This window comes from Allobosea sp. 2KB_26 (genome assembly GCF_052115715.1).
Classification (GTDB): Bacteria; Pseudomonadota; Alphaproteobacteria; order Rhizobiales; family Beijerinckiaceae; genus Allobosea.
In genome coordinates this window covers 174083-196378 of the sequence record NZ_JBFRHE010000003.1, presented here as the reverse complement: position 1 = coordinate 196378, position 22296 = coordinate 174083, and the positions used below count along the sequence as shown (strand labels likewise).

The 22296-nt window shown below is 64.9% G+C and carries 21 protein-coding genes and 1 other annotated feature; of the genes, 10 read left to right on the top strand and 11 right to left on the bottom strand.

The genetic code is table 11. The annotated features are described in order from the left end of the window. Window positions 1-3 precede the first annotated feature (3 nt). Window positions 4-930: a Gfo/Idh/MocA family protein gene (locus tag AB4099_RS11675; protein ID WP_441478206.1), complete on the top strand. Its 927-nt coding sequence runs from the start codon at window positions 4-6 to the stop codon at window positions 928-930. Between the two features lie 33 nt (window positions 931-963). On the opposite strand, the gene AB4099_RS11670 is transcribed toward AB4099_RS11675, so the two are convergent. Both AB4099_RS11670 and AB4099_RS11665 read right to left on the bottom strand, forming a co-directional pair. After that, the gene (locus AB4099_RS11670; protein ID WP_441478205.1) at window positions 964-1833 is read right to left on the bottom strand and encodes a sugar phosphate isomerase/epimerase family protein; all 870 of its coding nucleotides are present in this window, start codon (window positions 1831-1833) and stop codon (window positions 964-966) included. Window positions 1834-1849: 16 nt separating this feature from the next. After that, entirely contained in the window at window positions 1850-2575 is a 726-nt protein-coding gene (locus AB4099_RS11665; RefSeq protein ID WP_441478204.1) for a GntR family transcriptional regulator, read from the bottom strand. 281 nt (window positions 2576-2856) lie between these two features. Here AB4099_RS11665 and AB4099_RS11660 point away from each other — a divergent pair, with 281 nt between their 5' ends. Genes AB4099_RS11660 through AB4099_RS11645 form a run of 4 tightly spaced genes read left to right on the top strand, consistent with a single transcriptional unit; the run spans window position 2857 to window position 6136 of the window. Next, a complete protein-coding gene (locus tag AB4099_RS11660; RefSeq protein WP_441478203.1) occupies window positions 2857-3750 on the top strand; it encodes a dioxygenase family protein in 894 nt (297 codons plus the stop codon). Window positions 3751-3787: 37 nt separating this feature from the next. Then, window positions 3788-4570 (top strand): 2-oxo-hept-4-ene-1,7-dioate hydratase, encoded by a 783-nt coding sequence (hpaH, locus tag AB4099_RS11655; protein ID WP_441478202.1) that lies wholly within the window; start codon window positions 3788-3790, stop codon window positions 4568-4570. A 7-nt stretch (window positions 4571-4577) separates the two neighbouring features. Continuing rightward, entirely contained in the window at window positions 4578-5342 is a 765-nt protein-coding gene (gene hpaI, locus AB4099_RS11650) for a 4-hydroxy-2-oxoheptanedioate aldolase (RefSeq protein WP_441478201.1), read from the top strand. Window positions 5343-5380: 38 nt separating this feature from the next. Next, window positions 5381-6136, top strand: coding sequence for a transporter substrate-binding domain-containing protein (locus AB4099_RS11645; protein WP_441478200.1), 756 nt, complete (start codon window positions 5381-5383; stop codon window positions 6134-6136). A gap of 176 nt (window positions 6137-6312) precedes the next feature. Here the strand turns inward: AB4099_RS11645 and AB4099_RS11640 are convergent, their stop codons facing one another. Next, window positions 6313-6843 (bottom strand): hypothetical protein, encoded by a 531-nt coding sequence (locus tag AB4099_RS11640; protein ID WP_441478199.1) that lies wholly within the window; start codon window positions 6841-6843, stop codon window positions 6313-6315. A 438-nt stretch (window positions 6844-7281) separates the two neighbouring features. Here AB4099_RS11640 and metG point away from each other — a divergent pair, with 438 nt between their 5' ends. After that, a complete protein-coding gene (gene metG, locus AB4099_RS11635; RefSeq protein ID WP_441478198.1) occupies window positions 7282-8964 on the top strand; it encodes a methionine--tRNA ligase in 1683 nt (560 codons plus the stop codon). A 209-nt stretch (window positions 8965-9173) separates the two neighbouring features. On the opposite strand, the gene AB4099_RS11630 is transcribed toward metG, so the two are convergent. After that, window positions 9174-10514, bottom strand: a complete 1341-nt coding sequence (locus AB4099_RS11630; RefSeq protein ID WP_441478197.1) for a hemolysin family protein — start codon at window positions 10512-10514, stop codon at window positions 9174-9176. A gap of 212 nt (window positions 10515-10726) precedes the next feature. On the opposite strand from AB4099_RS11630, the gene AB4099_RS11625 reads away from it, so the two are divergent. Both AB4099_RS11625 and AB4099_RS11620 read left to right on the top strand, forming a co-directional pair. After that, window positions 10727-12043 carry a 2OG-Fe(II) oxygenase gene (locus AB4099_RS11625; protein WP_441478196.1) on the top strand — a complete coding sequence of 439 codons (1317 nt, stop codon included), beginning with the start codon at window positions 10727-10729 and terminating at the stop codon, window positions 12041-12043. A gap of 80 nt (window positions 12044-12123) precedes the next feature. Beyond that, complete coding sequence (locus AB4099_RS11620; protein WP_441478195.1) at window positions 12124-13449, top strand: O-antigen ligase family protein; 1326 nt, start codon at window positions 12124-12126, stop codon at window positions 13447-13449. Window positions 13450-13467: 18 nt separating this feature from the next. Here AB4099_RS11620 and AB4099_RS11615 read toward each other — a convergent pair whose 3' ends face one another. Beyond that, window positions 13468-14640 (bottom strand): acyltransferase family protein, encoded by a 1173-nt coding sequence (locus AB4099_RS11615; RefSeq protein ID WP_441478194.1) that lies wholly within the window; start codon window positions 14638-14640, stop codon window positions 13468-13470. 214 nt (window positions 14641-14854) lie between these two features. Beyond that, window positions 14855-14910 (top strand) — a sequence feature (sul1 is cis-regulatory element that is thought to sense ions involved in sulfur or methionine metabolism; They are found in Alphaproteobacteria). A 105-nt stretch (window positions 14911-15015) separates the two neighbouring features. On the opposite strand from AB4099_RS11615, the gene AB4099_RS11610 reads away from it, so the two are divergent. After that, window positions 15016-16491 (top strand): SulP family inorganic anion transporter, encoded by a 1476-nt coding sequence (locus AB4099_RS11610; RefSeq protein ID WP_441478193.1) that lies wholly within the window; start codon window positions 15016-15018, stop codon window positions 16489-16491. A gap of 98 nt (window positions 16492-16589) precedes the next feature. Here AB4099_RS11610 and arsH read toward each other — a convergent pair whose 3' ends face one another. From arsH to AB4099_RS11580, 6 genes are all read right to left on the bottom strand, one after another. Further along, window positions 16590-17288, bottom strand: a complete 699-nt coding sequence (gene arsH, locus AB4099_RS11605; RefSeq protein ID WP_441478192.1) for an arsenical resistance protein ArsH — start codon at window positions 17286-17288, stop codon at window positions 16590-16592. Beyond that, window positions 17285-18337 (bottom strand): ACR3 family arsenite efflux transporter, encoded by a 1053-nt coding sequence (gene arsB, locus AB4099_RS11600; RefSeq protein ID WP_441478191.1) that lies wholly within the window; start codon window positions 18335-18337, stop codon window positions 17285-17287. The genes arsH and arsB overlap by 4 nt, the downstream gene beginning before the upstream one ends. Window positions 18338-18525: 188 nt before the next feature. After that, window positions 18526-18981 (bottom strand): arsenate reductase (glutaredoxin), encoded by a 456-nt coding sequence (gene arsC, locus AB4099_RS11595; RefSeq protein WP_441478190.1) that lies wholly within the window; start codon window positions 18979-18981, stop codon window positions 18526-18528. Then, window positions 18959-19330, bottom strand: coding sequence for an ArsR/SmtB family transcription factor (locus tag AB4099_RS11590; RefSeq protein WP_441478189.1), 372 nt, complete (start codon window positions 19328-19330; stop codon window positions 18959-18961). Before AB4099_RS11590 ends, arsC begins: the two co-directional genes overlap by 23 nt. Window positions 19331-19517: 187 nt before the next feature. Continuing rightward, window positions 19518-19967: a helix-turn-helix domain-containing protein gene (locus AB4099_RS11585; RefSeq protein ID WP_441478188.1), complete on the bottom strand. Its 450-nt coding sequence runs from the start codon at window positions 19965-19967 to the stop codon at window positions 19518-19520. 322 nt (window positions 19968-20289) lie between these two features. Next, window positions 20290-21231 carry an N-carbamoyl-D-amino-acid hydrolase gene (locus tag AB4099_RS11580; protein WP_441478187.1) on the bottom strand — a complete coding sequence of 314 codons (942 nt, stop codon included), beginning with the start codon at window positions 21229-21231 and terminating at the stop codon, window positions 20290-20292. A 116-nt stretch (window positions 21232-21347) separates the two neighbouring features. Between AB4099_RS11580 and AB4099_RS11575 the strand changes: the two genes are divergently transcribed. Next, window positions 21348-22259: a LysR family transcriptional regulator gene (locus AB4099_RS11575; protein WP_441478186.1), complete on the top strand. Its 912-nt coding sequence runs from the start codon at window positions 21348-21350 to the stop codon at window positions 22257-22259. Window positions 22260-22296: the final 37 nt, after the last annotated feature.

Genomic DNA, 22296 nt, shown 5'->3' with positions numbered 1-22296 from the left:
CGCATGTCGAAAATTCGCCTCGGACTTGTCGGGCTCGGTACGATCGCGCGCAGCCAACATCTCGGCGCGATCGCGGCAGCACCCGGTTTCGAGCTGGTCGCGGCGGCGAGCCGGCAGGGCACGCTGCCCGGCTTGCCCGTCTTCACCTCGCTCGGCGCCATGCTCGCATCCGGTGTGGCGCTTGATGCCATTGCCCTCTGCACGCCGCCTCAGGGCCGGCATGCACTGGCGGAGGAGGCGCTCGAAGCCGGCATGCATGTCCTGCTTGAGAAGCCGCCGGGTGCGAGCGTCAGCGAACTTCGCCCTCTCGTCGCCAAGGCGGAACGGAGCAGCCGGACGCTGTTCGCCACCTGGCATTCGCGTTTCGCGCCCGCTGTCGCGCCGGCGCGCGCCTTTCTCGCGCGACACCGGCCGCGCTCGGTCGAGATCATCTGGAAGGAGGACGTGCGGGTCTGGCATCCCGGGCAGGACTGGATCTTCGAGCCGGGCGGGCTTGGCGTCTTCGACCCCGGCATCAATGCGCTGTCGATCCTGACCGCGATCATGCCCGAGCCGGTCTTCGTGACCCGCGCCTCGCTATCCGTCCCGGCGAACCGCCAGGCGCCGATCGCCGCCGAACTCGATCTCGCGGATGCTTCGGGGTTGCCGATCCACGCAGAATTCGACTTCCGCCAGGCGGGCGAGCAGAGCTGGGACATCCATGTCGAGACCGAGGCCGGCCGTCTGACGCTCGCCTCGGGCGGCCGGACGCTGAGCCATGATGGCCGCATCCTCGTCGACGAGCCGGAGCGGGAATATGCCGAAATCTACCGGCGTTTCGCAGCGCTGATCGCGGAAGGCCGCAGCGATGTCGATCTCGCGCCGCTGACCCTGGTCGGCGACGCATTCATGCTGGGGCGGCGTTTGACCGTCGAGCCCTTCGAGGGATGACCTTCCCCAGGGCGCGATCTGATCATACGCAACTCACTCGCGTCGAGCTTGGCGCGCTGAAGGCGCCCGCGGGGGAGTCGGCTTGGCGAGCGCATGCGCAGCCAGCACCTGCATTGCAGCCTCGAACACCGCCTTCGCGTGATCCGGAGGCGGCAGCCCTTGGTTGGGCACCTCGACAGAGAGCGTCACGTCGGCGGGCAGTTCCGCCAGGAGGTCCTGCAAGGGCAGGGAGGCCTCGCCTGGAAGCCTGCGTCCCGCTCGCGCCTCCCTGATGATCTCGTCGAATGTCGTCGGGCGTTCGGCGACCGCGTCGCAGAGCTGCGCACTCCTGATGAAATGCGACGGGATCGTTCTCAGGTCGATCGGGAGACCGCCGCCTCGCGAAAGATGAAGGGCATCGACCAGGATCCCGCCATTTGGCCTGTCGGCCTCGCCCACGATCGCCGCGGCGTCCTGAATTCTGGCGACACGACGCCATGGCATGTTCTCGATGTCGACGCCCATGCCGAGGCCTGCCGCCACGTCGCACAGAGAGGCGAAGCTGGCGACGAGCCGCCTATGGTCGGGATCGTCGCCGCAGACGCTCAGGCGCCTGGCGCCGAGTTCCGCCGCGCTTTCCAGCATCGGGATCAGCGCGTCCGCTGCGAAATTCGCGTCGATGACGACGAATTCGATATCGTAGACGCGCAGGCCGGTCTGGGTCAGCAGGGACCGTATCGACCGCATCTGGGCACTGCCGGGGCGGATCTCGTAGAAGGGCGCGCCAGGAAAGGCCGGATGCAGACGAAGCCCGACCGCGGAGAAACCGACTTTCGCCGCGAGTGCAACGAAGTCGAGCGGCGGCACATCGATCGTCGTGAAATGCGCGATTCCAAGGGGCGGCTGACCTGATGGCGATGTCACGGGGCGTTCCATCGGTTCAAGGCTGCAACTGGCCGGCAAGGCTGTTGTGGAGGTTGGACCCGGTGCGCTGGATATGCTCGCGCAGCTTGGCGCAGGCATAGTCGGCGTCGCGGGCGACTGCGCCCTGGGCGATCTCGCTGTGCTCGGCGGCGACGTTGCGATCCCCGCCCTGGGCCATCAGGAAGATCCGGCGATAGCGGTCGTTCAGGTTGTGCAGCATGATGCAGGCGTTCAGCAGCAGCGGCATCCCGCAACCCGCGAGGAGCATCATGTGGAAGTCGCGATGCGCGTGCTCCCAGGCTTCCAGCGTTGCCGGCTCACTGGCGATCCGCTCTGTCCGGTTGAGGCGGTGAAGGGCGCGCATCACGTCGCTTTCCCAGGCCAGGTCGCCTCTCACGATGGCTGAGGAGAGCGCCAGGCTCTCGAATTCGACGCGCAGTTTCGTGATTTCGGCCAGGTTGGACAGCGAGACCGGCGCGACAGTGTATCCGCGGTTGTCGTGCAGTTCGACGAGCCCCACCGCGATCAGGCGGGCAAGCGCTTCGCGAAGGGGACTGAGCGAGACGTCGAGCTGCCGACGGACTGTATCGAGATTGATCTTGGCGCCGGGCGCCAGTTCCCCGGACAGGATCGCCTCGCGGAGGCGATTCACCAGAAGCGACGCCTTGGTGTTCTTTGCCGTCGCTGCGGCGCCCTTCGACGAGAACTCGGCGGGGGGCAGGTCGTCGACAGTGATGTTCATCGTCCCCTCCCTTGAGCCCGTCGGCGCGAGAGCCGAGGTGGTATGATAATCGATTATATCTGTCAACGGAGCGGTGGTCGTACGCCGCGAATAGATGGGCTGTTTCTTCAGGTGTGGTGCGCATTATCTCATAGGTGACCTTGTTTCTATCGATTTATGGGTATTACTGCGCGTGGAGGGCCTCGCTCAGCGCGGGTGAAGCCGGTGCATCGCGCTCTTCATGGGGTTCCTGATTGACAGATAATCGATTTTACCGGAATGGAGATCGCAGGGAGGACGCCATGATCATCGAGAGCCACCAGGATGTGACCCGCGATGCGCTGGCCGTGATGCAGCGCACGAAAGACCCGCGCCAGCGCGAGATCCTGACCTCGCTGGTCAGCCATCTCCACGCCTTTGTCCGTGATGTGCGGCTGAGCGAAGCGGAGTTCCGCGAGGCGACCGCGATCCTCAACGAGATCGGCAAGCTGGCCAGCGACAGCCATAACGAGATGGTGCTCATGGCGGGCTCGCTGGGTGTCTCGTCGCTCGTCTGCCTGCTCAACAACGGCGATGGCGGCAATACCGAAACGTCGCAGTCGCTGTTGGGGCCATTCTGGCGCTTGAATGCTCCCCAGGTCGAAAATGGCGGTACGATCATCCGCTCTGACACACCGGGCGATCCGCTGCTCGTCACCGCACGTGTCCTGGACCAGCGCGGTGCTCCGATAGTCGGCGCCGAGGTCGATGTCTGGCATGCGTCGCCCGTCGGGCTCTACGAGAACCAGGATCCCGAGCAGGCCGAGATGAACCTGCGCGGCAAATTCACCACCGACAGCGAAGGGCGCTTCTGGTTCTCGACGGTGAAGATGGTGGGCTACCCCATCCCCACCGACGGCGTGGTCGGCCGGCTGCTCGCCGTGCAGGACCGGCATCCCTATCGTCCGGCGCATCTGCATGCGCTGATCGTCAAACCCGGCTTCAAGGTGCTGATCTCGCAGGTCTACGATCCACGCGACCCGCATATCGATTCAGATGTGCAGTTTGGCGTCACCAGGGCTCTTGTCGGCGACTTCATCCGCCATGACGAACCCCACCCATCCGACGCCACGGTGCCGGTGCCCTGGTATTCGCTCGACTACACCTACGTCATGGAGCCCGGCGAGACCGTGCTGCCGCGCCCGCCGATCAAGTGACCCGTTCGCGCGGCCGGCGCCGCCAAGGAGTGTTCCGATGCTGACCGATACCGAACGCCAACAGGCGGCCGACGCCTTGCTCCAGGCGGAGCGCACGCTGAAGCCGATCCCGCAGCTCAGCAGGACCTATCCCGCGATCGAACTCGAGGACGCCTATCGCATCCAGGGTCTCTGGGCCGACGCGCGGATCGCCGGCGGCGCGAGAATGGTCGGCCACAAGATCGGCCTGACCTCGCGCGCCATGCAGATGGCCTCGAAGATCAGCGAGCCGGACTATGGCTGCATCCTTGACGATGCGCTCTTCAACGATGGCGCCCAGATCAAGGCGAACCTCTTCATCAAACCGAGGCTGGAAGTCGAACTCGCCTTCATCATGGGCGAGGATCTCGAAGGACCGGGAAAGCGCATCTATGACGTGATGCGCGCGACGGAAATGGTCGTGCCGGCGCTCGAAATCATCGATTACCGCACGGACGTTCCGCGCGCGATCACCGATACGATTGCCGATAACGCCGCCTTCGGCGCGATCGTGGTCGGCGGCCGGCCGGTCCGCCCGATGGATGTCGACATCCGCTGGGTCGGCGCGACGCTGTCGAAGAACGGCATCATCGAGGAATCCGGGGTCTCGGCGGCCATCATGGGCCATCCGGCTGCCGGCATCGCCTGGCTGGTCAACAAGCTCCATGTCGTCGGCGCGGGGCTGAAGAAAGGGCAGATCGTCCTCGCCGGTTCCTTCACGCGGCCAGTCGACATCGCAGCCGGAGACGTCATACAGGTCGATTACGGCCCGCTCGGCGCCATCGGCGTCTCTTTCACCTAAGGTTGCCATGGAATTGCCGCCCAACACTTTCAAGCGCGCCCTGAACGAGGGCCGCCATCAGCTCGGCCTCTGGTGCAGCCTGCCTGGCGCTTATGCGGCCGAGGCGGTCGCCGGCTCCGGCTTCGACTGGCTGCTGTTCGACACCGAGCACTCGCCCGGCGACCCGCTGACCGTACTGGCCCAGTTGCAGGCGGTGGCTCCCTATCCGGTCTCGGCAGTGGTCCGACCCGCGAGCAACGATGCAGTGCTGATCAAGCGGTTCCTCGACTTCGGCGCCCAGACCTTGCTGATCCCCTATGTCCAGAATGCGGAGGAGGCGAAGGCGGCGGTCGCGGCGATGCGTTATCCGCCAGCCGGCATCCGCGGCGTCTCCGGAGTGACCAGGGCAACACGGTTCGGGCGTGTCGCGAACTACGGCAAGCGGGCAGAGGAGGAACTCTGCCTCCTGGTCCAGATCGAAACCCAGGAGGCACTCGACAATCTCGAGGCGATCGCGTCCGTCGATGGCGTCGATGGCGTGTTCATCGGCCCCGCCGATCTCGCCGCCAGCCTCGGCCATGTCGGCGAGCCCGGACATCCAAGCGTCACTGCGCTCATCGAGAAGGCGATCGGTCGCATCCGCGCCTGCGGCAAGCCCGCCGGCATCCTGACGCCCGACACCGCATTCGCCGCGCGCTGCATCGAGCTCGGCACGCTGTTCACGGCGGTCGGCGTCGATGCGGCCATGCTGGTCAAGGCGACGGACGCCCTGGCAAGGCAGTTCAGTTCGTGACGGCTGGTCAGGGTGCGGTGGAGAGTTCGGAGGCGAAGATGCGACTGCTGGACCGTGTCGGCCCACCTCCGGAGGGCCTGATCGAGCTTCTCGCGCCGAGCGGGACCCTGCGGGCAGCAATCAATCTGTCGAACTTCCTGCTGGTCTCCGGCCGGACGCCCGAGGGCGGGCCGGTTGGGGTGGCACCAGACATGGCGCGTGCCCTTGCCGATCTCCTGGGCGTGGGGCTGTGCTACGTCACCTATGAATCGCCAGGCCTGATTGCCGATGCCGCCGATCGCGATGAATGGGACATCGCCCTGATCGGGGTTGAGCCGCAGCGCGCCGAATTCATCAGTTTCACTCCCGCCTATACCGAGATCGAGGCGAGCTACCTCGTTCCCGAAGGTTCGCCACTGCAGCATATCGGCGATGTGGATGCGCCGGGCCGGCGCATCGCCGTCACCGACCGGACGGCCTACGGGCTCTGGCTCGACCGCAACATCGCGCAGGCAACGCTGGTGCGCACGAAGACCATCGCCGATGCGGCCTCGGTCTTCCGCGAGGGCAAACTCGATGCCCTTGCTGGCCTCCTCCCGAGGCTCGTGACGGACCAGAAGGCGATCCCGGGCTCACGCATCCTGCCAGGCCGCTACATGGCCGTGCAGCAGGCCGTGGGAACACCGACCAAAAACGCCGTTGCGATCGACTATATCAAGCGCTTCGTGGCGATCGCGATCTCGTCCGGCTTCGTTGCCGGCTTGATCGACAAGCACGGGGTCGAGGGTCTCACGGTCGCCCGGGATCAGGGCTGATCCGCGAGGGGAGCGCTCCGTGACGGCTGAGCCCGTTGCATCGGTCCGCACGGCGCCCGACAGGCTGCCGCCCCCTGGATCATAGGACCGGATATGTATCCGGTCCTATGATCTAACCATCTGTGATTGCATTGGCTTTGCGCCGAAAACCGCAATCCACTTTTCGGGCCGATGCTTTAGCGCAAGGCGAAGTGCCGCATGATCTGTTCGGCTGCGCTTTCCGGCACGGTCGTCTCCGTATCGATCGCGAGGCAGTTCTCCCGTGGGACCGGGGCTATGGCGTAGCGCGACAGGAAATCGGAGCGGCCCTGGACGGAAGTCGTCTTGCGTCGTTGCACCCTGTCGGCATTGCCGACACGCTGTGCGGCCTCTCGTTCCGAGCAATGCAGGAACACGGGAAAGACGGAGCCGCCATTCCGGACCACATCGTCTTCCAGCTGATCGAAGAACGGACGGTCCTCCAGCTCGGAATAGCAGAGGGTGACGATCAGACAGGAAATGTCGTTCTCGATCGCGGCCCGCAGGATCGATCCGCGGACCGTGTCCACCAGCTCCCAGAAGCCGGGAGCGTCAAAGTCGAAAATGGTTCGCGCGGCGTCGATGGCGGCATGATTATCCAGCAGTCGCGCCGGCATCGCCGCAAGCAAGGCCTTGGCGACCGTCAGCTTGCCGCTTGCCGGTGCCCCGTGAAGAAAGATCAGCTTCATGGCGGCCATGCTATGGCGGATCGGGGCGACAGCACATTGGCAATTCGGCTCGCCGCCCAATCCCGTCATCGACATGGCGCGGTGTCCTATCGAAGAATGGCCGACCTGCTTGCTGTCCCGGCGGCAATTCCATGAAGCCGACGAAGACCGGCTGCGTCCGCATGGTGCTATGCGGCCTCGGGCTGGACTGCGGCCTTGATTTTCCCGCCGATTGCTGGCACCCGTCAGGCAGTTCAGACGCGGATTCACAGATGTTCCTTCCCGCCCACGCCACGCGAATGCGCAGGCCCGACCAGCAGGAGATTGGCCGGAGGGGGTGAGCGCGTGCGTATCGCCGCGCGAGTGAGCGTCGGACCCAAGCCCTCCGGATCTGCGGAGGGCTTTTTTGTTTCATCAGGTCTCGGCGCGTCACCCGTGGAATGACCCCAGGAGGGCATCATGGCGAACGCACTCATCACAAGCGCACTTCCCTATATCAACGGCATCAAGCATCTCGGCAATCTGGCGGGCTCGCTGCTCCCGGCCGACATCCACGCCCGTTACAGACGGCAGATCGGCGATCAGGTTCTCTTCATCTGCGCGACCGACGAGCATGGAACCCCGGCGGAGCTGGCGGCGGCCGAAGCCAAAACCGACGTCGCAGCCTATTGCCGCGCACAACATGAGATCCAGGCCGGGATCTATCGTCAGCTCGACCTGTCGTTCGATCATTTCGGCCGCTCGTCCTCGCCACGCAACCACGCGCTGACCCAGCATTTCTTCCGGTGTCTGGAGCAGAACGGCTTCATCGAGGAGCGGGTGCTCGAGCAGGTCTATTCGCCCGCGGACAGGCGTTTCCTCCCAGACCGCTACATCGTCGGAACCTGCCCGCATTGCCACTTCGAAGCCGCGCGCGGCGACCAATGCGAAAGCTGCACCCGTCCGCTCGACCCCATCGATCTGATCGCCCCGCGCTCGGCCCTCTCGGGGAGCACCGCTCTCGAGGTCAGGCCGAGCCGGCACCTCTTCCTGCGCCAGTCGGCCCTGGTCGGAGAGCTGGAGGCGTGGATCGCAAGCCGTTCCGGATGGCCGCCCCTTGTCACCTCGATCGCGCGCAAATGGCTTAGCGAAGGCATCCAGGACAGGTGCATCACCAGGGACCTGTCCTGGGGCGTTCCGGTGCCGAAACCCGGCTTCGAGAGCAAGGTCTCCTATGTCTGGTTCGATGCGCCCATCGCCTATATCGCGGCGACGCAGGAATGGTCCGATCTCGACCCGGACCGGCGCGACTGGCGGCGCTGGTGGTGGAATGCCGGAGATGTCGACGCCATCCAGTTCCTCGGCAAGGACAATGTGCCCTTCCACGCCGTCAGCTTCCCCTGCACGCTGCTCGGCTCCGGCGAGCCGTGGAAGGCCGTCGACGTGATCAAGGGCGTCGACTGGCTCACCTATGAAGGCGGCAAGTTCTCGACCAGCCAGCGCAGGGGCGTGTTCCTCGACCAGGCGCTGGCCCTGCTGCCGGCCGATTACTGGCGCTGGTGGCTGGCCGCGAACGCGCCCGAGAGCAATGACACCGACTTCAGTTTTGCGCGCTTCGCTGCCGATGTGAATTCTGACCTGGCCGACAATTTCGGCAATCTCGTCAATCGCGTGCTGAAACTCGTCGCCGTCCGCCATCAGGGGATCGTCCCGGCGAACGGCGCTCCCGGCTCCGCCGAGCTGGCGCTGTCAGATGAGCTTGCGGGCCATCTGCATGGGCTTCGCGCGCATCATGACCGGCGTGCGCTGCGCAAGGCGGCCGAACAGGTTCGCGCGGTCTGGCGGCTTGCCAACGGCTATCTCGCGCGGGAGGCGCCCTGGTCGGCCGGCGCGGCCGACCAGGGCCGCAGCGCCGTGGTGATCAGGACGAGCGTCAACCTCCTTGCGATCGCGGCCGACATCGCCTGGCCATTCATCCCCCAAAGCGCCAGCCGCGTGCTGGCTGCGCTGGGGCGCGCCGACCAGCCCACAACCTGGCCCGATGCCGGCGATATCCTGGCCGACCACCATGCCGGGCGGCAACTCGGGCCGCTTCCGCCCCTCTTCGCCAAACTCTCGCAGGACTGGGTTGCGCATAGCCGGGCACTGTTCGCCGGCCGTTGACCCCATCGAGAAGGGCGCCCGATCGACGGAGACGCAAGCGCGGCATGGTCGCAAATCGGCTGTGAGCGTCTCCGCTGGTTCGTCGCTGAACTCGTGCAGCGTGTTGATCTCGCCGGCCTCATCGCGATGAGGTGGGCGAGATCAAGCCAGGCGCCGACGGTCCCAGCCCCGACGAGCGAAGGGCAGGGGCGGTCTGTCGCTGTGGCGGTTCAGCCCCCTTCTGACTCCTCGCTTGTGATGCGCTGCGCCAGGAGCTTGTCGATCCGCCTGCCGTCCATGTCGACGATTTCGAAACGCCAGCCTGCATAGTCGAAATGCTCGCCGATCTCGGGGAGATGTTCGAGCCGGGCCAGGGCGAAGCCGGCAATCGTGTGGAAATCCCCTTCCGCCGAACGCAGCCGGAAACCGAGCCGATTGAAGGCATCATGCGCGGGCATCATGCCGTCTATCAGCAGCGACCCGTCCTCGCGTACCACGATATCGGGCTCCTCGCCCTCGACATCGGGCAGGTCGCCGGCAATGGCTTCGAGGAGATCGGTCTGGGTGACGATGCCGTCGAGGCCGCCATATTCGTCGATGACGATTGCCAGGCGGACGGGAGCCTTCTTGAAGCGCTCGAGCACGCGGAAGATCGGCGTGGTCTCGTGCACGATGACGGGGTCGCGGATCACGGCCATGGGATCGAGCGCCTTGCCGTCCAGGACTTGGTCCAGGAGGTCCCGCTTCAGGATCATGCCCAGGGGCTCGTCGATGCCACCGCGCCCGACCAGCAGCTGCTCATGGCGGCATTCGCGTATGGTCCGCAGCATCTCGTCATGGGTGTCGTCGGCGTCGATCCAGGCGACGTCCCGGCGCGGTGTCATGATGTCGGCGATACGCCGGTCGCCGATGCTGAGCACGCGCTCGACCAGCTCCTGCTGCGCCGGCTGGAGGATGCCGGCCTCCTGGCTTGCCTGGACAAGGAGTTTCAATTCTTCCGGCGAATGCAGGGATTCCTCTCCCGTTCCCGGTCTCAGGCCGCATAGGCGCAGCACCATATTGCCGAGGCCATTCAGCGAGATGATCGCGGGCCGCAGCAGGAACAGGAAGAGCCCGAGCGGCCGCACGACCCAGAGCGCCGTCCCTTCGCTGCGCTGAAGGGCAAGGCTCTTGGGGGCGAGTTCGCCGAGAACGATGTGCAGGGCCGTGATGATGATGAAGGAGATGGCGACAGCGATGGCATGGGAGCTGGCCGTTGCCAGCGAGCCCGGCAGGCTGTTCAGGAGCGGCTCGATCAGATGCGCCAGCGCAGGCTCTCCGATCCAGCCGAGCGCCAGCGAGGAGATGGTGATGCCAAGCTGTGTCGCGGCCAGATTCGCGTCGAGATTGTCGACGGCGTGCTTGAGCGCGGCGGCATTCATGCGCCCAGCAGTGACAAGCTCGGAAACGCGGCTTCGGCGCACTGCGACCAGTGAAAACTCCGCCGCAACGAAGAAGCCGTTTGCGGCAACGAGAAGCAATACGGCAAGCACTCCGACCAGGTCGAACATGCTGCCATCGGTACTGGACATGGACTCCGTTCCGGCTGCAGAAGCAGCCATGCGTTGTTGATGGTGAATCCAGCCATAGCATGGCGGGGCGTGGGCTGTATGCGGGCTCTAGTCGCTTGGGAGGAGTTCAAAGCCGCGTCGACCGATCGTCGAAGCGAAGGTGTCGCGCCTGTCATCCTTGCCAATAGTGGGCAATATGCCATCCTTATCCGATAACATCTGGGGAACTGGCCGTGAAATACAGGTCGATGGGCGTCGGCGATCCTGCGCCGTGGTTCCAGCAGCGATCCACAAGCAACCCGACCTATAAGTTCTCCAGCGCCGCCGGGCGTTATATTGTCCTGTGCTTCTTCGGTTCCGCTGCCCGTGCAAGCACGGTCTCCGCGCTCAAGATCCTGTCCGAGCAGCGGGACCTCTTCGATGACAACAAGATCGCCTTCTTCGGCGTCAGCAACGACCCCGATGACGAGATCAAGCAGCGCGTCAGGCAGCGCATGCCCGGCATCCGTTACTTCTGGGACTTCGATCTGTTGATCAGCAAGGAATTTGGCGTCGCGCCCATCGAGGCCGAGCCAGGTACGGATACGCCCCTGCGTCGCGCCTGGTATGTGCTCGACCCGACGCTGCGCGTCATGGCGGTCTTTCCGTTCACCCGCGAGGGAGGCGAGCGAAACGAGGTTGCAGCGTTTCTCGCCGCGCTTCCACCGGTCGACGCTTTCCCGGGCTTCCAGGTGCATGCGCCTGTCCTCGTATTGCCCAATGTCTTCGAGCCCGATTTCTGCCGGCAGCTGATCGCTCTGCACGAGGCCGATGGCGGCAATGAATCCGGCTTCATGCGCGAGAAGGACGGGAAGACCGTGCTGATCTCCGATCATGCCCACAAGCGACGCTCCGACGTCCTCATCGACGACGTGGAGCTGATCAAGGTCATTCAGGGCAAGATCGGCAAGCGCATCATTCCCGAGATCAGGAAGGTCCACCAGTTCACGGTGACCCGCATGGAGCGTTATCTCGTGGGCTGCTACGACGCGGAGACGGGCGGGCATTTCGGCGCCCATCGGGACAATACGACCCAGGGCACGGCGCATCGTCGCTTTGCCGTCTCCATCAACCTGAACGCCGATTTCGAGGGCGGCGAGGTCAGCTTTCCCGAATATGGCGCGCGGAGCTTCAAGCCGCCGCCCGGTGGCGCGGTCGTCTTCTCCTGTTCGCTGCTTCATGCCGTCTCGCAGGTGACGCGGGGCAAGCGCTTCGCCTTCCTGCCATTCCTCTATGATGATGCCGCAGCCAGGCTACGGGAGGACAATCAGGTCTTCATGGAGGCCGGGGGCAGTTATCTCGCCAGGACGAGCAAGGCATCGGCTACGAAAACTGGATTGCGGTTGGGAAAGCCGATGCAAACACGGAAGCTTAGATCATCGGGCCGGATACGATATCCGGCCGATGATCTAAGGCGTAGCGCGCGGGCGCGGCCGGGGAATTCGGCCGGCCATCAGGCCGGCAGCAGCCCTGGACGGCGGCTCAGTTTGTCTGCGGCTACAGGCTCTTAAGGTTGCATGGCATATGATGCGTCATCGTGCGGCGGCGTCGCGGGCGGCCTGCAGAACGGGGCGAGTGTGTCAGGGACAGCATGACGGTCGGCATCGCAGAGACAGGAACCGGCGCGGCCGCTGCCACATCAGGCGCCCCGGCCGACGATGCGCGGCTCGTTGCCGCGCTGCTCAGCGGCTTCGGCCTGTTCATCATGATCCTGACCTTGCAGCCCTTCGCCGGTGCGCCCGACGGCACGGAGGCCGGAGCCTCGACCGGCAATGTCGTCAACCAGATCGGTTATGTCAGCCTCGCCATCGTCTATCTCGGGGCGATGCTGCGGCTGAGCGAGCGGGCCGCGCTGGCGCAACTGCGCTGGAGCAGCTGGATCATCGTCCTGCTGGTTGCCGCCTTGTCCACCACGCGTGCGCCGGACCCGGAAGCCGCGTTGCGCGGACTGCTGCTGACCGCCTTCGCCATGGTCGTCGTGGTCGGTGTCCTGCTCCTGCCCAGGACCGAACGGGACTTCGCCAGCGCTGCGGCCAATGCCACGCTCGCCGTGCTCCTGTTGGTCTATGCCGTCATCCTGCTTGCACCGCACCTGGCGATCCATGGTTCAGAGGGCGTCGAGGGCGGCCATGCCGGCGACTGGCGCGGCCATCTCTCGCACAAGAATTTTGCCGCGCCGGTGTTCTCGATCCTCATCATGTTCGGCATCTATTGCTGGCGCATGGGGTTCAAACTGCGCGGCCTGCTGATCATCGGCCTCGGTGCGATCTTCGTGCTGAACAGCGGTTCGAAGACGACGATGGGCTTCCTGCCGGTGGCGGTCGGCCTCGTCCTGCTCGGCCGCGCCATGGCCGGGCCTCGCCTGATGCTGTTTGCCCATGCCGTGCTGGTGCTGCTCGTCGCCGCGCTCACGGTCGGCACTGTGCTGTCGCCGACATTGCTCAGGATCTCGTCTTCCCTGATCTCCGACCCCACCTTCACCGGCCGCGACGAGATCTGGCGCTTTGCCAGCGCCCATATCGGCGAGAAGCCCTGGTTCGGCTATGGTTATTTCGGCTTCTGGCAGACAACCGTGGTCTCGACGCTGGAGGAGAATTTCGAGGCGAGCTGGGACGTCCGCGGCATCGGCTCAGCCCATAACAGCTATCTCGACGCGATGGTGATGTTCGGAATTCCCGGCGCGATCGTGATGACCTGGTGCCTGATGGTCCTGCCTCTCAGGAACTATCTCCGCGCCGACCGGATCGCGGCGAGCCGGAACCTGGCCGACCTCTTCTTGATGATCGTCATCTTCATGACCTATGTCGGCATGCTGGAATCGTTCTTCCTCAATCGTGCCGACCCGCTCTGGATGCTGTTCGCCCTGGCCGTGTCCGGGCTCGAATTTGCCAGCCGCATGTCGACCAGGCGCCCCTGACCGCGGCATCTCGGGTCTTTAGCGGACCGCCGGCGCCAGGCTTGCCGCGTTGCCGTCGGCCGCCGTATCCGCTGGGCTTGGCGACCGCGGCCGGTTGCCGAGGACATAGCGCTTCACCCTCAGGAACGGCTTCTCGATGAACAGCCAAGAGAGCAGGGCGAAGCCGATCACCAGCGGGGTCGAGACCAGAAACAGCAGCAGCCCATTGCCGTGCAGGACGTCGAGCTTGGCGACCAGCGCCTGCTGGATCGGGAAACCGTAGAGATAGATGCCATAGGAGACGTCGAGCTTGCGGATCGCCTCCGGCAGCTTCAGCGGCAGCAGCCCGATATAGACGACGCAATAGGTCAGGAAGGGTGTGACGAGGAAGGCGAGCTCGCGATCGCCGGACATCAGGACGAGCGAAGCTGCGAGCGAGCCAAGGAACAGCAGCCAGTGCATCTTCAGATGCTCGCGCCACTGGAAACAGATGCAGCCGGCGAAGAAATAGAAGACCACCACCGTCCAGTGATAATTGCCCGGCGTGACGCCGAAGCCGAGCCGGTAGGCCGCGACCGTTGCGGCCAGCGTCAGGGCGGCGACCAGCGCGGCGAACAGCAGCCTGTTCCTGACGATGCCGAAGAAGATCATCAGGGCCATCAGGATATAGCAGTAGAATTCCGGCTTCAGGGTCCAGAGGTTCTGGTTGACCGTGTTCGGCAGCGGGTTGGTTTCGAACACACCGGGCAATTCGAAGCGGATGCGCCCGACGACATTGCCGAAATACTCGAAGAAGCGGATGTCGTGGAAATAGTCGGAGAGCAGATAGGTCGTGAAGATCGGGCCGAGTACCAGGGCCGACAGCGTCACCTCGACGAGCAGCGCCGGGACGATCCGGATGAAGCGCAAGGTGATGAAGGGCCTGACGGCGCCGGTCCTGAGTGCGCTGCCGGTGACGAGGAAGCCGCTCAGCGCGAAGAAGGCCGGCACAAGGCTGAGCCGGAACAGGCCCTGCAGGCCGACCCAGTCATGGCTGCTGTCCATGCCGGCGACCCAGCCGGAATGAGCGCCGAGGATCAGCAGGGACAGGGCGAGCCGCAGGGCGTTGAAGCCGGGTCCCTCGCCATTGTTGGCGCGCATGATGTCGCCGGCGGTCGGCACGCTGCGCAGGCGCCGGAGCAGATCGTCGCGGAGCGATGAGGGAGCAGGCATGGCGAGAATCCTTCTGCCATAGCCTGATGATGCCCAGCTGCCCTTCCGGCAATTTCTATTCAAATTCATCCTTAACTTTACGAGGATGGAGCCCTCGAAAACGGGAGGCGCGCCTGGCCCCGATCCGGGTATGGGCGCCGATGCCGCCAGGCGCGTGATCCCGGCCAACCGGGTTGCATCGCAGCGGAAACTGAGACAGAGCTGGTTGCACTAGTCAGGACCCGGTGAAATCCCGGGTGGCTCTTCCGGCCGCCGATCCGCCGGACAACGCAACGACGGAATGATGAACGCCCCGGCCTGGTCCGGCGCTGTCCGTACGTGCGCGCCTCGCCTGCCTAGTGCTCGCGGCGAGGCCATGAAGGCTCCACCGTCCCCATGGCAATCTCTCATCTGCGCCGCGAATGGGCGCCCAACGTCACGCGCGAACTCCTGGCCGGCACGGTCGTCGCACTGGCCCTGATCCCAGAGGCGATCGCATTCTCGATGATTGCCGGGGTCGATCCCAAGGTCGGGCTCTACGCCTCCTTCTGCATCGCCGTCGTCACCGCCATCGCGGGCGGCCGGCCGGCGATGATTTCGGCGGCGACAGGCGCCATGGCGCTCGTGATGATCACGCTCGTCAGGGAACACGGGCTTGGCTATCTGTTCGCCGCGACGGTCTTGACGGGCATCTTTCAGATCGTGGCCGGCATCCTCAGGCTCGGCAACCTGATGCGGTTCGTCTCGCGCTCCGTCGTCACCGGCTTCGTCAATGCGCTCGCGATCCTGATCTTCATGGCGCAGATGCCGGAACTGCTCGGCCGCGGACCCGTCGTCTACGCCATGACCGCCGCCGGGCTCGCCATCATCTATCTGCTGCCACGGCTGACCAAGGCGGTGCCGTCGCCGCTGGTCGCCATCATCCTGCTGACCGCGGTTTCGCTCTATTTCGGTCTCGGTATCCGCACGGTCGGCGACATGGGGGCGCTGCCCGGTGAATTGCCGGTCTTCGCGATTCCTCAGGTGCCGTTCACCCTCGAGACGCTTTGGATCATCACGCCCTATGCCCTGACGCTTGCCATGGTCGGTCTGCTGGAAAGCCTGATGACGGCGGCGATTCTCGACGAGATGACCGACACGACGTCCGACAAGAACCGGGAATGCGGCGGCCAGGGCGCAGCCAACATCGTCGCCGGGTTCTTCGGCGGCATGGCTGGCTGCGCCATGATCGGCCAATCCGTGATCAACGTCTCGTCGGGCGGCCGCGGCCGCCTCTCGAGCCTGTGGGCCGGCAGCTTCCTGCTGCTCCTGATCGTGGTGCTCGGCCCTTCTGTCGCGCAGATCCCGATGGCGGCGCTGGTCGCCGTCATGATCATGGTCTCGATCAACACCTTCCAGTGGCGCTCGCTGCAGACCCTGCTGATCCACCCGAAGAGCTCCAGCGTCGTCATGCTGGGCACTGTCGCGGTGGTGGTCGCAACGCATGATCTGGCGAAGGGCGTGCTGTTCGGCGTCATCCTCAGCGGGCTGTTCTTCGCCCATAAGGTCACGCGCTTCTTCGCAGTCGAATCCGAGCGCGAGGGCGACACACGTGTCTACCGCGTCACCGGGCAGATCTTCTTCGCGACCGCCGAAGCCTTCCATGCGGCCTTCGATTTCCGCGAGGAGGAGGTGAAGCAGGTCGTGATCAATCTTGGCGCAGCCCATTTCTGGGACATCACCGCGATCAACGCACTGGACCGCGTCGTGCTCAAGTTCCGGCACCAGGGCATCAATATCGAGATCGTTGGCGTCAACCAGGCGACGGCCGCGATGATCGAGCGCCTTGCCGTCCACGACAAGGCTGACGGACCGCTCGCATCAGGGCATTGAAACGGGGCCGCAACGGGCCGCGGCGATGTTGGGCGCAGGCCGGCCCAGCACCAGTGTCATGCCGCTGTTCGGCTTCCCTTCGACGCCCGCCCATGTGGCTAGATCGCGTTGACTGGAACCGCCTCGGCGGCCGTCTTCCGCTCGCTGTAGCGCGTGGTGAGATAGGCTGCTCGGTCGCGCGTCAGCAGCGTGAAGCGGACAAGTTCCTCCATCACGTCGACGACGCGGTCGTAATAGGCTGATGGTTTCATGCGGCCGGCCTCATCGAACTCCTGAAAAGCCTTTGCGACGGAGGACTGGTTCGGAATGGTCACCATTCGCATCCAGCGCCCGAGCACGCGCAATGTGTTGACGGCGTTGAACGACTGCGAGCCACCCGAGACCTGCATCACCGCCAGCGTCCGGCCCTGGGTCGGGCGCATCGAGCCAAGCTCCAGCGGTATCCAGTCGATCTGGTTCTTGAAAACGCCGGTGATCGTGCCGTGACGCTCCGGGCTGCACCAGACCTGCGCCTCCGACCATAGCGCCAGATCCCGCAACTCCTGAACCTTCGGATGGTCCGGCGGGACGCTGTCCGGCATTGGCAGGCCGGCAGGGTCGAAGACCCGCGTTTCGGCCCCGAGATGCTTGAGAATGCGTTCCGCTTCGAGTGTCAGCAGCCGGCTGTAGGAGCGCGTCCGAAGCGAGCCGTAGAGCAGAAGGATTCGCGGAGGATGAGTGGCGCGCCGGGCGGGCTCCAGCTGGCTGAGGTCGGGAGCGACCAGGTGGTCGAGGTCGACATTCGGAAGATCGGTCATGGCAGCGCCTTTGCAGGATTGCGCGGGCTTCCCCGCTCGTACCAGCCCCGGGAACGGTTCACGATCCAGACGACCGACAGCATGACCGGGACTTCGATCAGCACGCCAACCACCGTCGCGAGGGCGGCGCCGGAGTTGAACCCGAACAGGCTGATGGCCGCGGCCACCGCGAGCTCGAAGAAGTTCGAGGCTCCGATCAGGGCGGAGGGGCCAGCGACGCAATGCTTCTCGCCGGCCGCACGGTTGAGGAGATAGGCCAGTCCCGCATTGAAATAGACCTGGATCAGGATCGGGATGGCGAGGATGGCGATGATCGATGGCTGGGCCAGGATCTGCGCGCCCTGGAACCCGAACAGCATCACCAGGGTCGCAAGCAGGGCGACCAGCGCCACAGGCGATAGGGCGGCGAGAAGCCGTTGCAGCGCGTCGTCACCGCCGGAGGCGAGCACGCTCCTGCGGATGATCTGCGCGACGATCACGGGAACGAGGATGTAGAGCGCGACGGACAGTGTCAGCGTGCCCCAGGGAACGGTGATGGCGGACAGGCCAAGCAACAGGCCGACGATCGGGGCGAAGGCGACGATCATGATCGCGTCGTTCAACGCGACCTGGCTCAGGGTGAAATGCGGCTCGCCCTTGATCAGGTTCGACCAGACGAAGACCATTGCCGTGCAAGGCGCCGCCGCCAGGATGATCAGCCCGGCGATATAGGAATCGATCTGATCGGCGGGGAGGTGAGGGCGAAACAGCCAGCCGATGAAGAGCCAACCCAGCAGCGCCATCGAGAACGGCTTCACGGCCCAGTTCACGAAGAGCGTGACGCCGATCCCGCGCCAATGCTGGCCGACCTGGCGCAAGGCGGCGAAGTCGATCTTCAGCAGCATCGGGATGACCATCAGCCAGATCAGGACTGCCATCGGCAGGTTGACCCTGGCGATCTCGGCGCTGCCGATCGTTTGAAAGGCGCTCGGGAACAGCTGGCCGAGCGCGACGCCGGCAAGAATGCACAGCGCCACCCACAGCGTCAGGTAGCGTTCGAAGCTGGACATCGGATTTTCCTAAGGCATCGGCTCGAAAAGTGGATTGCGGTTTTCGGGAAAGCCGATGCGAACACAGAAGGCATCGGCCCGAAAAGTGGATTGCGGTTTTCGGGAAAGCCGATGCGAGCACAGAAGGCATCGGCCCGAAAAGTGGATTGCGGTTGGGAAAGCCGATGCAAACACAAAGGGTTAGATCATCAGCCGGATACGATGCCCGGTCCGATGATCTGGCCGCTCGCGACGCGGCGGCCGGCCTCATCGACGATGCGCTGGCCGTCCTCCTTGACGAACGGACCGCGCTGCGGCGGCAGCAGGTCGATGACCTCTTCCGAGGGGCGGCACAGCCTCACGCCGTTCGGCGTCACGACGATTGGGCGGTTGAGCAGGATCGGGTGCTTCTCGATTGCGTCGAGCAAGGCGTCGTCGCCCAGCGACGGATCTGCGAGGCCGAGTTCGGGGAATGGCGTCCCCTTCTCACGCAGGGCCTGCCGGAGCGTGAGACCCATGCGCGCAACCAGTTCCACGATCATCGCCCGGGATGGTGGCATCTTCAGATAGTCGATGACGTGAGGTTCGACGCCGGCGTTCCTGATCAGGGCAAGCGTGTTCCGCGAGGTTCCGCAGTCGGGATTATGGTAGATGATGACGTCCATCGGCGGGGACCTTCGGTGGGCAGCAGGGAACGAGCTCGTCGATGAGCGGCTGGCACAGGTCAGCCCGCCCGCCGCAGCAATCCTTCAGCAGGAAGGCGATCACCACGCGGAAGCCGTCGAGATCGGCGCGATAGATGACCGAGCGGCTCTGCCGCTCGCCCGCAATCAGTCCTGCGCGCGACAGGATGGCGAGATGAGCCGACATCGTGTTCTGCGGCACGTCCAGCAGCCGTGCGAGCTCGCCGGCGGGAACGCCTTCGGGCTCGCGATTCACCAGCAGCTTGAAGGTGTCGAGGCGCGTAGGCTGCGCCAGCGCCGACAAGGCCAGGATGGCTTTTAAATTATCCATATATCCAGACTAGTGGATGTAATAGACCTTGGCAAGCGCCTCCGCTTCCTTGAACGTCACCCTCGGAATTCCCGGCCGTGCCGAATGAGGCCCTACATGCGCGAAGGGGTGAGTTGACGCTGCAATCCGTCTCCCAGCGGCGGAGCCTGGCCGGTTCCGTCCCCTCGGCGTCGCGGCGATCGCTGGCTCAGTCGCAGCCCGGCCCTGCACCGGTAGGGTGGCGCTGTTCGGCCTCGCTCGCCTCTTCGGAATCTCCCATCGCTTCGGTGAGGGCGACGATCCGGCGGCGCGTCTTGACGTTCCTGATCGAGGCGAAGGCCTTGGCCAGGCGGATGCCGTCGCGGGTGGCGAGCAGGTCCGCGACCTCCGGAGGCGGGGCGTCCGGCGCCGAATCTGCCGCCGGAGTGGACATCGCGGGCGCCCCATCGAAGAAATGGGCAACGGGAACCTGAAAGATATTGGCGATATGCTGGAGCCGGCTGGCACTGATCCGGTTCACGCCCTTTTCGTATTTCTGGATCTGCTGAAACGTGATCCCCAGCAACTCGGCGAGCTTCGTCTGGCTGTAGCCCGTCAGGCGGCGCAGTCTTCGCAGGCGAATGCCGACATACTCATCGACCCGGTTTGGTTCCTTCACTGGTGTCGCCCCTGACTTTCAGCCCATCGAAAAGGGACTATAGGCCCTTCAATTCGATCTTGCCGATCCTGTTTGAAAAGTCAGCCGACCAATGTCGCCTCAAATGATGCGAGCACGACATGGTGCGCTTGCGGTGAGAAGCCGGCTTCTGGCGGCCTCGCAAGCGGTAGGGCCCTGCCGAGGCCAGGACTGCGGCAGTCGCGGCTTCGGCGAAGGCGCCATGATGAGCGGCGGGACGGCAGGCCTCGGGCTCATCCCCGCAATCGCCCGAACAGGCCGGTCCGGCTTGGCGGGGAAGCCGGATTGTCCGGGTGGAAAGGGTCTAGTCGGTGGTGCCCAGCGGCGCGCCGACGCCGATCCGCGAGGTGATCAGGTCGTAATGTTCGACGCGCCGATGGGCGGCGAAGTTGAACATCGTCTCCTTGCCGAAGCGCGTGGCATCGAGATCGCAGGCATGGATCAGCAGCCCGTCCTCGTCATGGTCGAGTTCGCCGACGATCTTGCCGCTGGGATCGGCGATCAGCGTGCCGCCGAACAGCGGGAAACCATCCTCGACGCCGGCCTTGGCGACCGCCACGACCCAGGTCGAGTTATGATAGGCGCCGGCTTGCACCGACAGGCGATGATGGAACAGGCGGTCGGCCAGCGTCTCGGTCTTGGAATGGCCGTTGGTGGTCGGCGTGTTATAGCCGAGCACGACCATCTCGACACCCTGCAAACCCATGACGCGATAGGTCTCGGGCCAGCGCCGGTCGTTGCAGATCGCCATGCCGACCAGCCCGTCCTCGAAGCGCCAGACCGGGAAGCCGCGATCGCCCGGCTCGAAATAGCGCTTCTCGAGATGCTGATGCGCGCGGGTCGGGTCGCGTTCGGCATGGCCGGGCAAATGCACCTTCCGGTATTTGCCGATGATCTGGCCGGTCCTGTCGACCAGGATCGAGCTGTTGAAATGCCGTCCTTCCGGTGTCAGCTCGGCATAACCGAAGCTCATGGCGATGCCGAGCGCCCGCGCCGTGTCGAAGAGCGGCTGCGTGTCCGGGCCGGGCATCGCGGTCTCGAACCACTGGTCGGCCTCGACACGGTCCTCGCAATACCAGCGCGGGAAGAAGGTCGTCAGGGCGAGTTCCGGATAGATGACGAAATCGGCGCCGCGGGCCTTTGCCTGATGCATCAGCGCGATCATCCGGCGCACGACCGATGCGCGATCATCGGCGCGGTGGATGGGACCGAGCTGAGCCGCTGCAACGGTAAGAAGGCGGGACATCGAAAGAGACTCCTTGGGCTGTGAAGGCCAGTTCAAACTGGCTGCAATCTAGCCGGGCGCCACCAAAACAAGTATATACCAATTCTCTACTGACCTATAATGGGGGGTTATGTACCATGGCGATGAATCTTCGGCAGATCGAGATGTTCCGCGCGGTCATGGTGACAGGCTCGATCAGCGGCGCGGCGCGCCTGCTCTCGGTCTCCCAGCCGGCGATCAGCCGGCTCCTGTCCTATACCGAGGATCGGCTCGGCCTGACGCTATTCGAACGCGTCAAGGGCCGCGTCCAGCCGACGCCCGAGGCGCGGCAGCTCTTCGCCGAGGCCGAGCTGGTCCATCAGGGCGTGACGCGGGTCAACGACATGGCGGAGGAGCTGCGCCGCGGCAGCGCGGGGTCGATCCGGCTGCTCGCCAGCCCCAGCGTCGGCCACATGCTGGTGCCGAAGGCGATCGGCCGCTTCCGCCAGTCCCACCCCGATGTGCGCGTCGATTTCGAGATCCTGACGCTGGCCGAACTGATCGCGCGCATCGCCAGTCATCGCGCTGATCTCGCCGTCACCTCCATGGCTGTCGAGGATCCGAGCGTGAAAGCGACGCAGATCGCCGAGGGGCGCCTGCGCGTGATCTTTCCCGAAGGGCATCCGCTCGGCAGCAAGCGCGTGCTGAAACCGGCGGACCTCGTGCCCTATCCGATGATCGGCTACGGCTCGCAGACGCCCTATGGCATGGTCGTCAACCGCGCCCTTGGCACCACGCCAAAGCCCATCCGCTTCAACGCGCAGGTGCGCTTCACGCCGAATGCCTGCTCGCTGGTCCAGGCCGGCGGCGGCATCGCGATCGTCGACGACTTCGTGCTGGTCGACAACGCCTGGCCGAATATCCGCTCCCGCCCGCTGGTGCCGAAGACGACGACGCGGCCGCATCTGCTGTCGTCGCGCGTCGAGCCGCTGTCGCGGATCGCGCGCAGTTTCGTGCAGGGGCTGATGGAGCTGCTGCCGCTCGCGACAGACCCCGCCATGCCGGATTGAGCGGGGGTGGATGCCGTCGTTGCACGATGTGCGGCGC

Coding starts and splice junctions, on each gene's coding strand:
- AB4099_RS11665 (WP_441478204.1), bottom strand. CDS start 2,575: ATGAACATCACTGTCGACGACCTGCCCCCCGCCGAGTTCTCGTCGAAG.
- arsB (WP_441478191.1), bottom strand. CDS start 18,337: ATGTCCAGCTTCGAACGCTACCTGACGCTGTGGGTGGCGCTGTGCATT.
- AB4099_RS11615 (WP_441478194.1), bottom strand. CDS start 14,640: ATGCCTGCTCCCTCATCGCTCCGCGACGATCTGCTCCGGCGCCTGCGC.
- hpaI (WP_441478201.1), top strand. CDS start 4,578: ATGGAATTGCCGCCCAACACTTTCAAGCGCGCCCTGAACGAGGGCCGC.
- AB4099_RS11580 (WP_441478187.1), bottom strand. CDS start 21,231: ATGTCCCGCCTTCTTACCGTTGCAGCGGCTCAGCTCGGTCCCATCCAC.
- AB4099_RS11610 (WP_441478193.1), top strand. CDS start 15,016: ATGGCAATCTCTCATCTGCGCCGCGAATGGGCGCCCAACGTCACGCGC.
- AB4099_RS11645 (WP_441478200.1), top strand. CDS start 5,381: ATGCGACTGCTGGACCGTGTCGGCCCACCTCCGGAGGGCCTGATCGAG.
- AB4099_RS11575 (WP_441478186.1), top strand. CDS start 21,348: ATGGCGATGAATCTTCGGCAGATCGAGATGTTCCGCGCGGTCATGGTG.
- AB4099_RS11660 (WP_441478203.1), top strand. CDS start 2,857: ATGATCATCGAGAGCCACCAGGATGTGACCCGCGATGCGCTGGCCGTG.
- AB4099_RS11630 (WP_441478197.1), bottom strand. CDS start 10,514: ATGTCCAGTACCGATGGCAGCATGTTCGACCTGGTCGGAGTGCTTGCC.
- hpaH (WP_441478202.1), top strand. CDS start 3,788: ATGCTGACCGATACCGAACGCCAACAGGCGGCCGACGCCTTGCTCCAG.
- arsC (WP_441478190.1), bottom strand. CDS start 18,981: ATGGACGTCATCATCTACCATAATCCCGACTGCGGAACCTCGCGGAAC.
- AB4099_RS11675 (WP_441478206.1), top strand. CDS start 4: ATGTCGAAAATTCGCCTCGGACTTGTCGGGCTCGGTACGATCGCGCGC.
- AB4099_RS11620 (WP_441478195.1), top strand. CDS start 12,124: ATGACGGTCGGCATCGCAGAGACAGGAACCGGCGCGGCCGCTGCCACA.
- arsH (WP_441478192.1), bottom strand. CDS start 17,288: ATGACCGATCTTCCGAATGTCGACCTCGACCACCTGGTCGCTCCCGAC.
- metG (WP_441478198.1), top strand. CDS start 7,282: ATGGCGAACGCACTCATCACAAGCGCACTTCCCTATATCAACGGCATC.
- AB4099_RS11590 (WP_441478189.1), bottom strand. CDS start 19,330: ATGGATAATTTAAAAGCCATCCTGGCCTTGTCGGCGCTGGCGCAGCCT.
- AB4099_RS11640 (WP_441478199.1), bottom strand. CDS start 6,843: ATGAAGCTGATCTTTCTTCACGGGGCACCGGCAAGCGGCAAGCTGACG.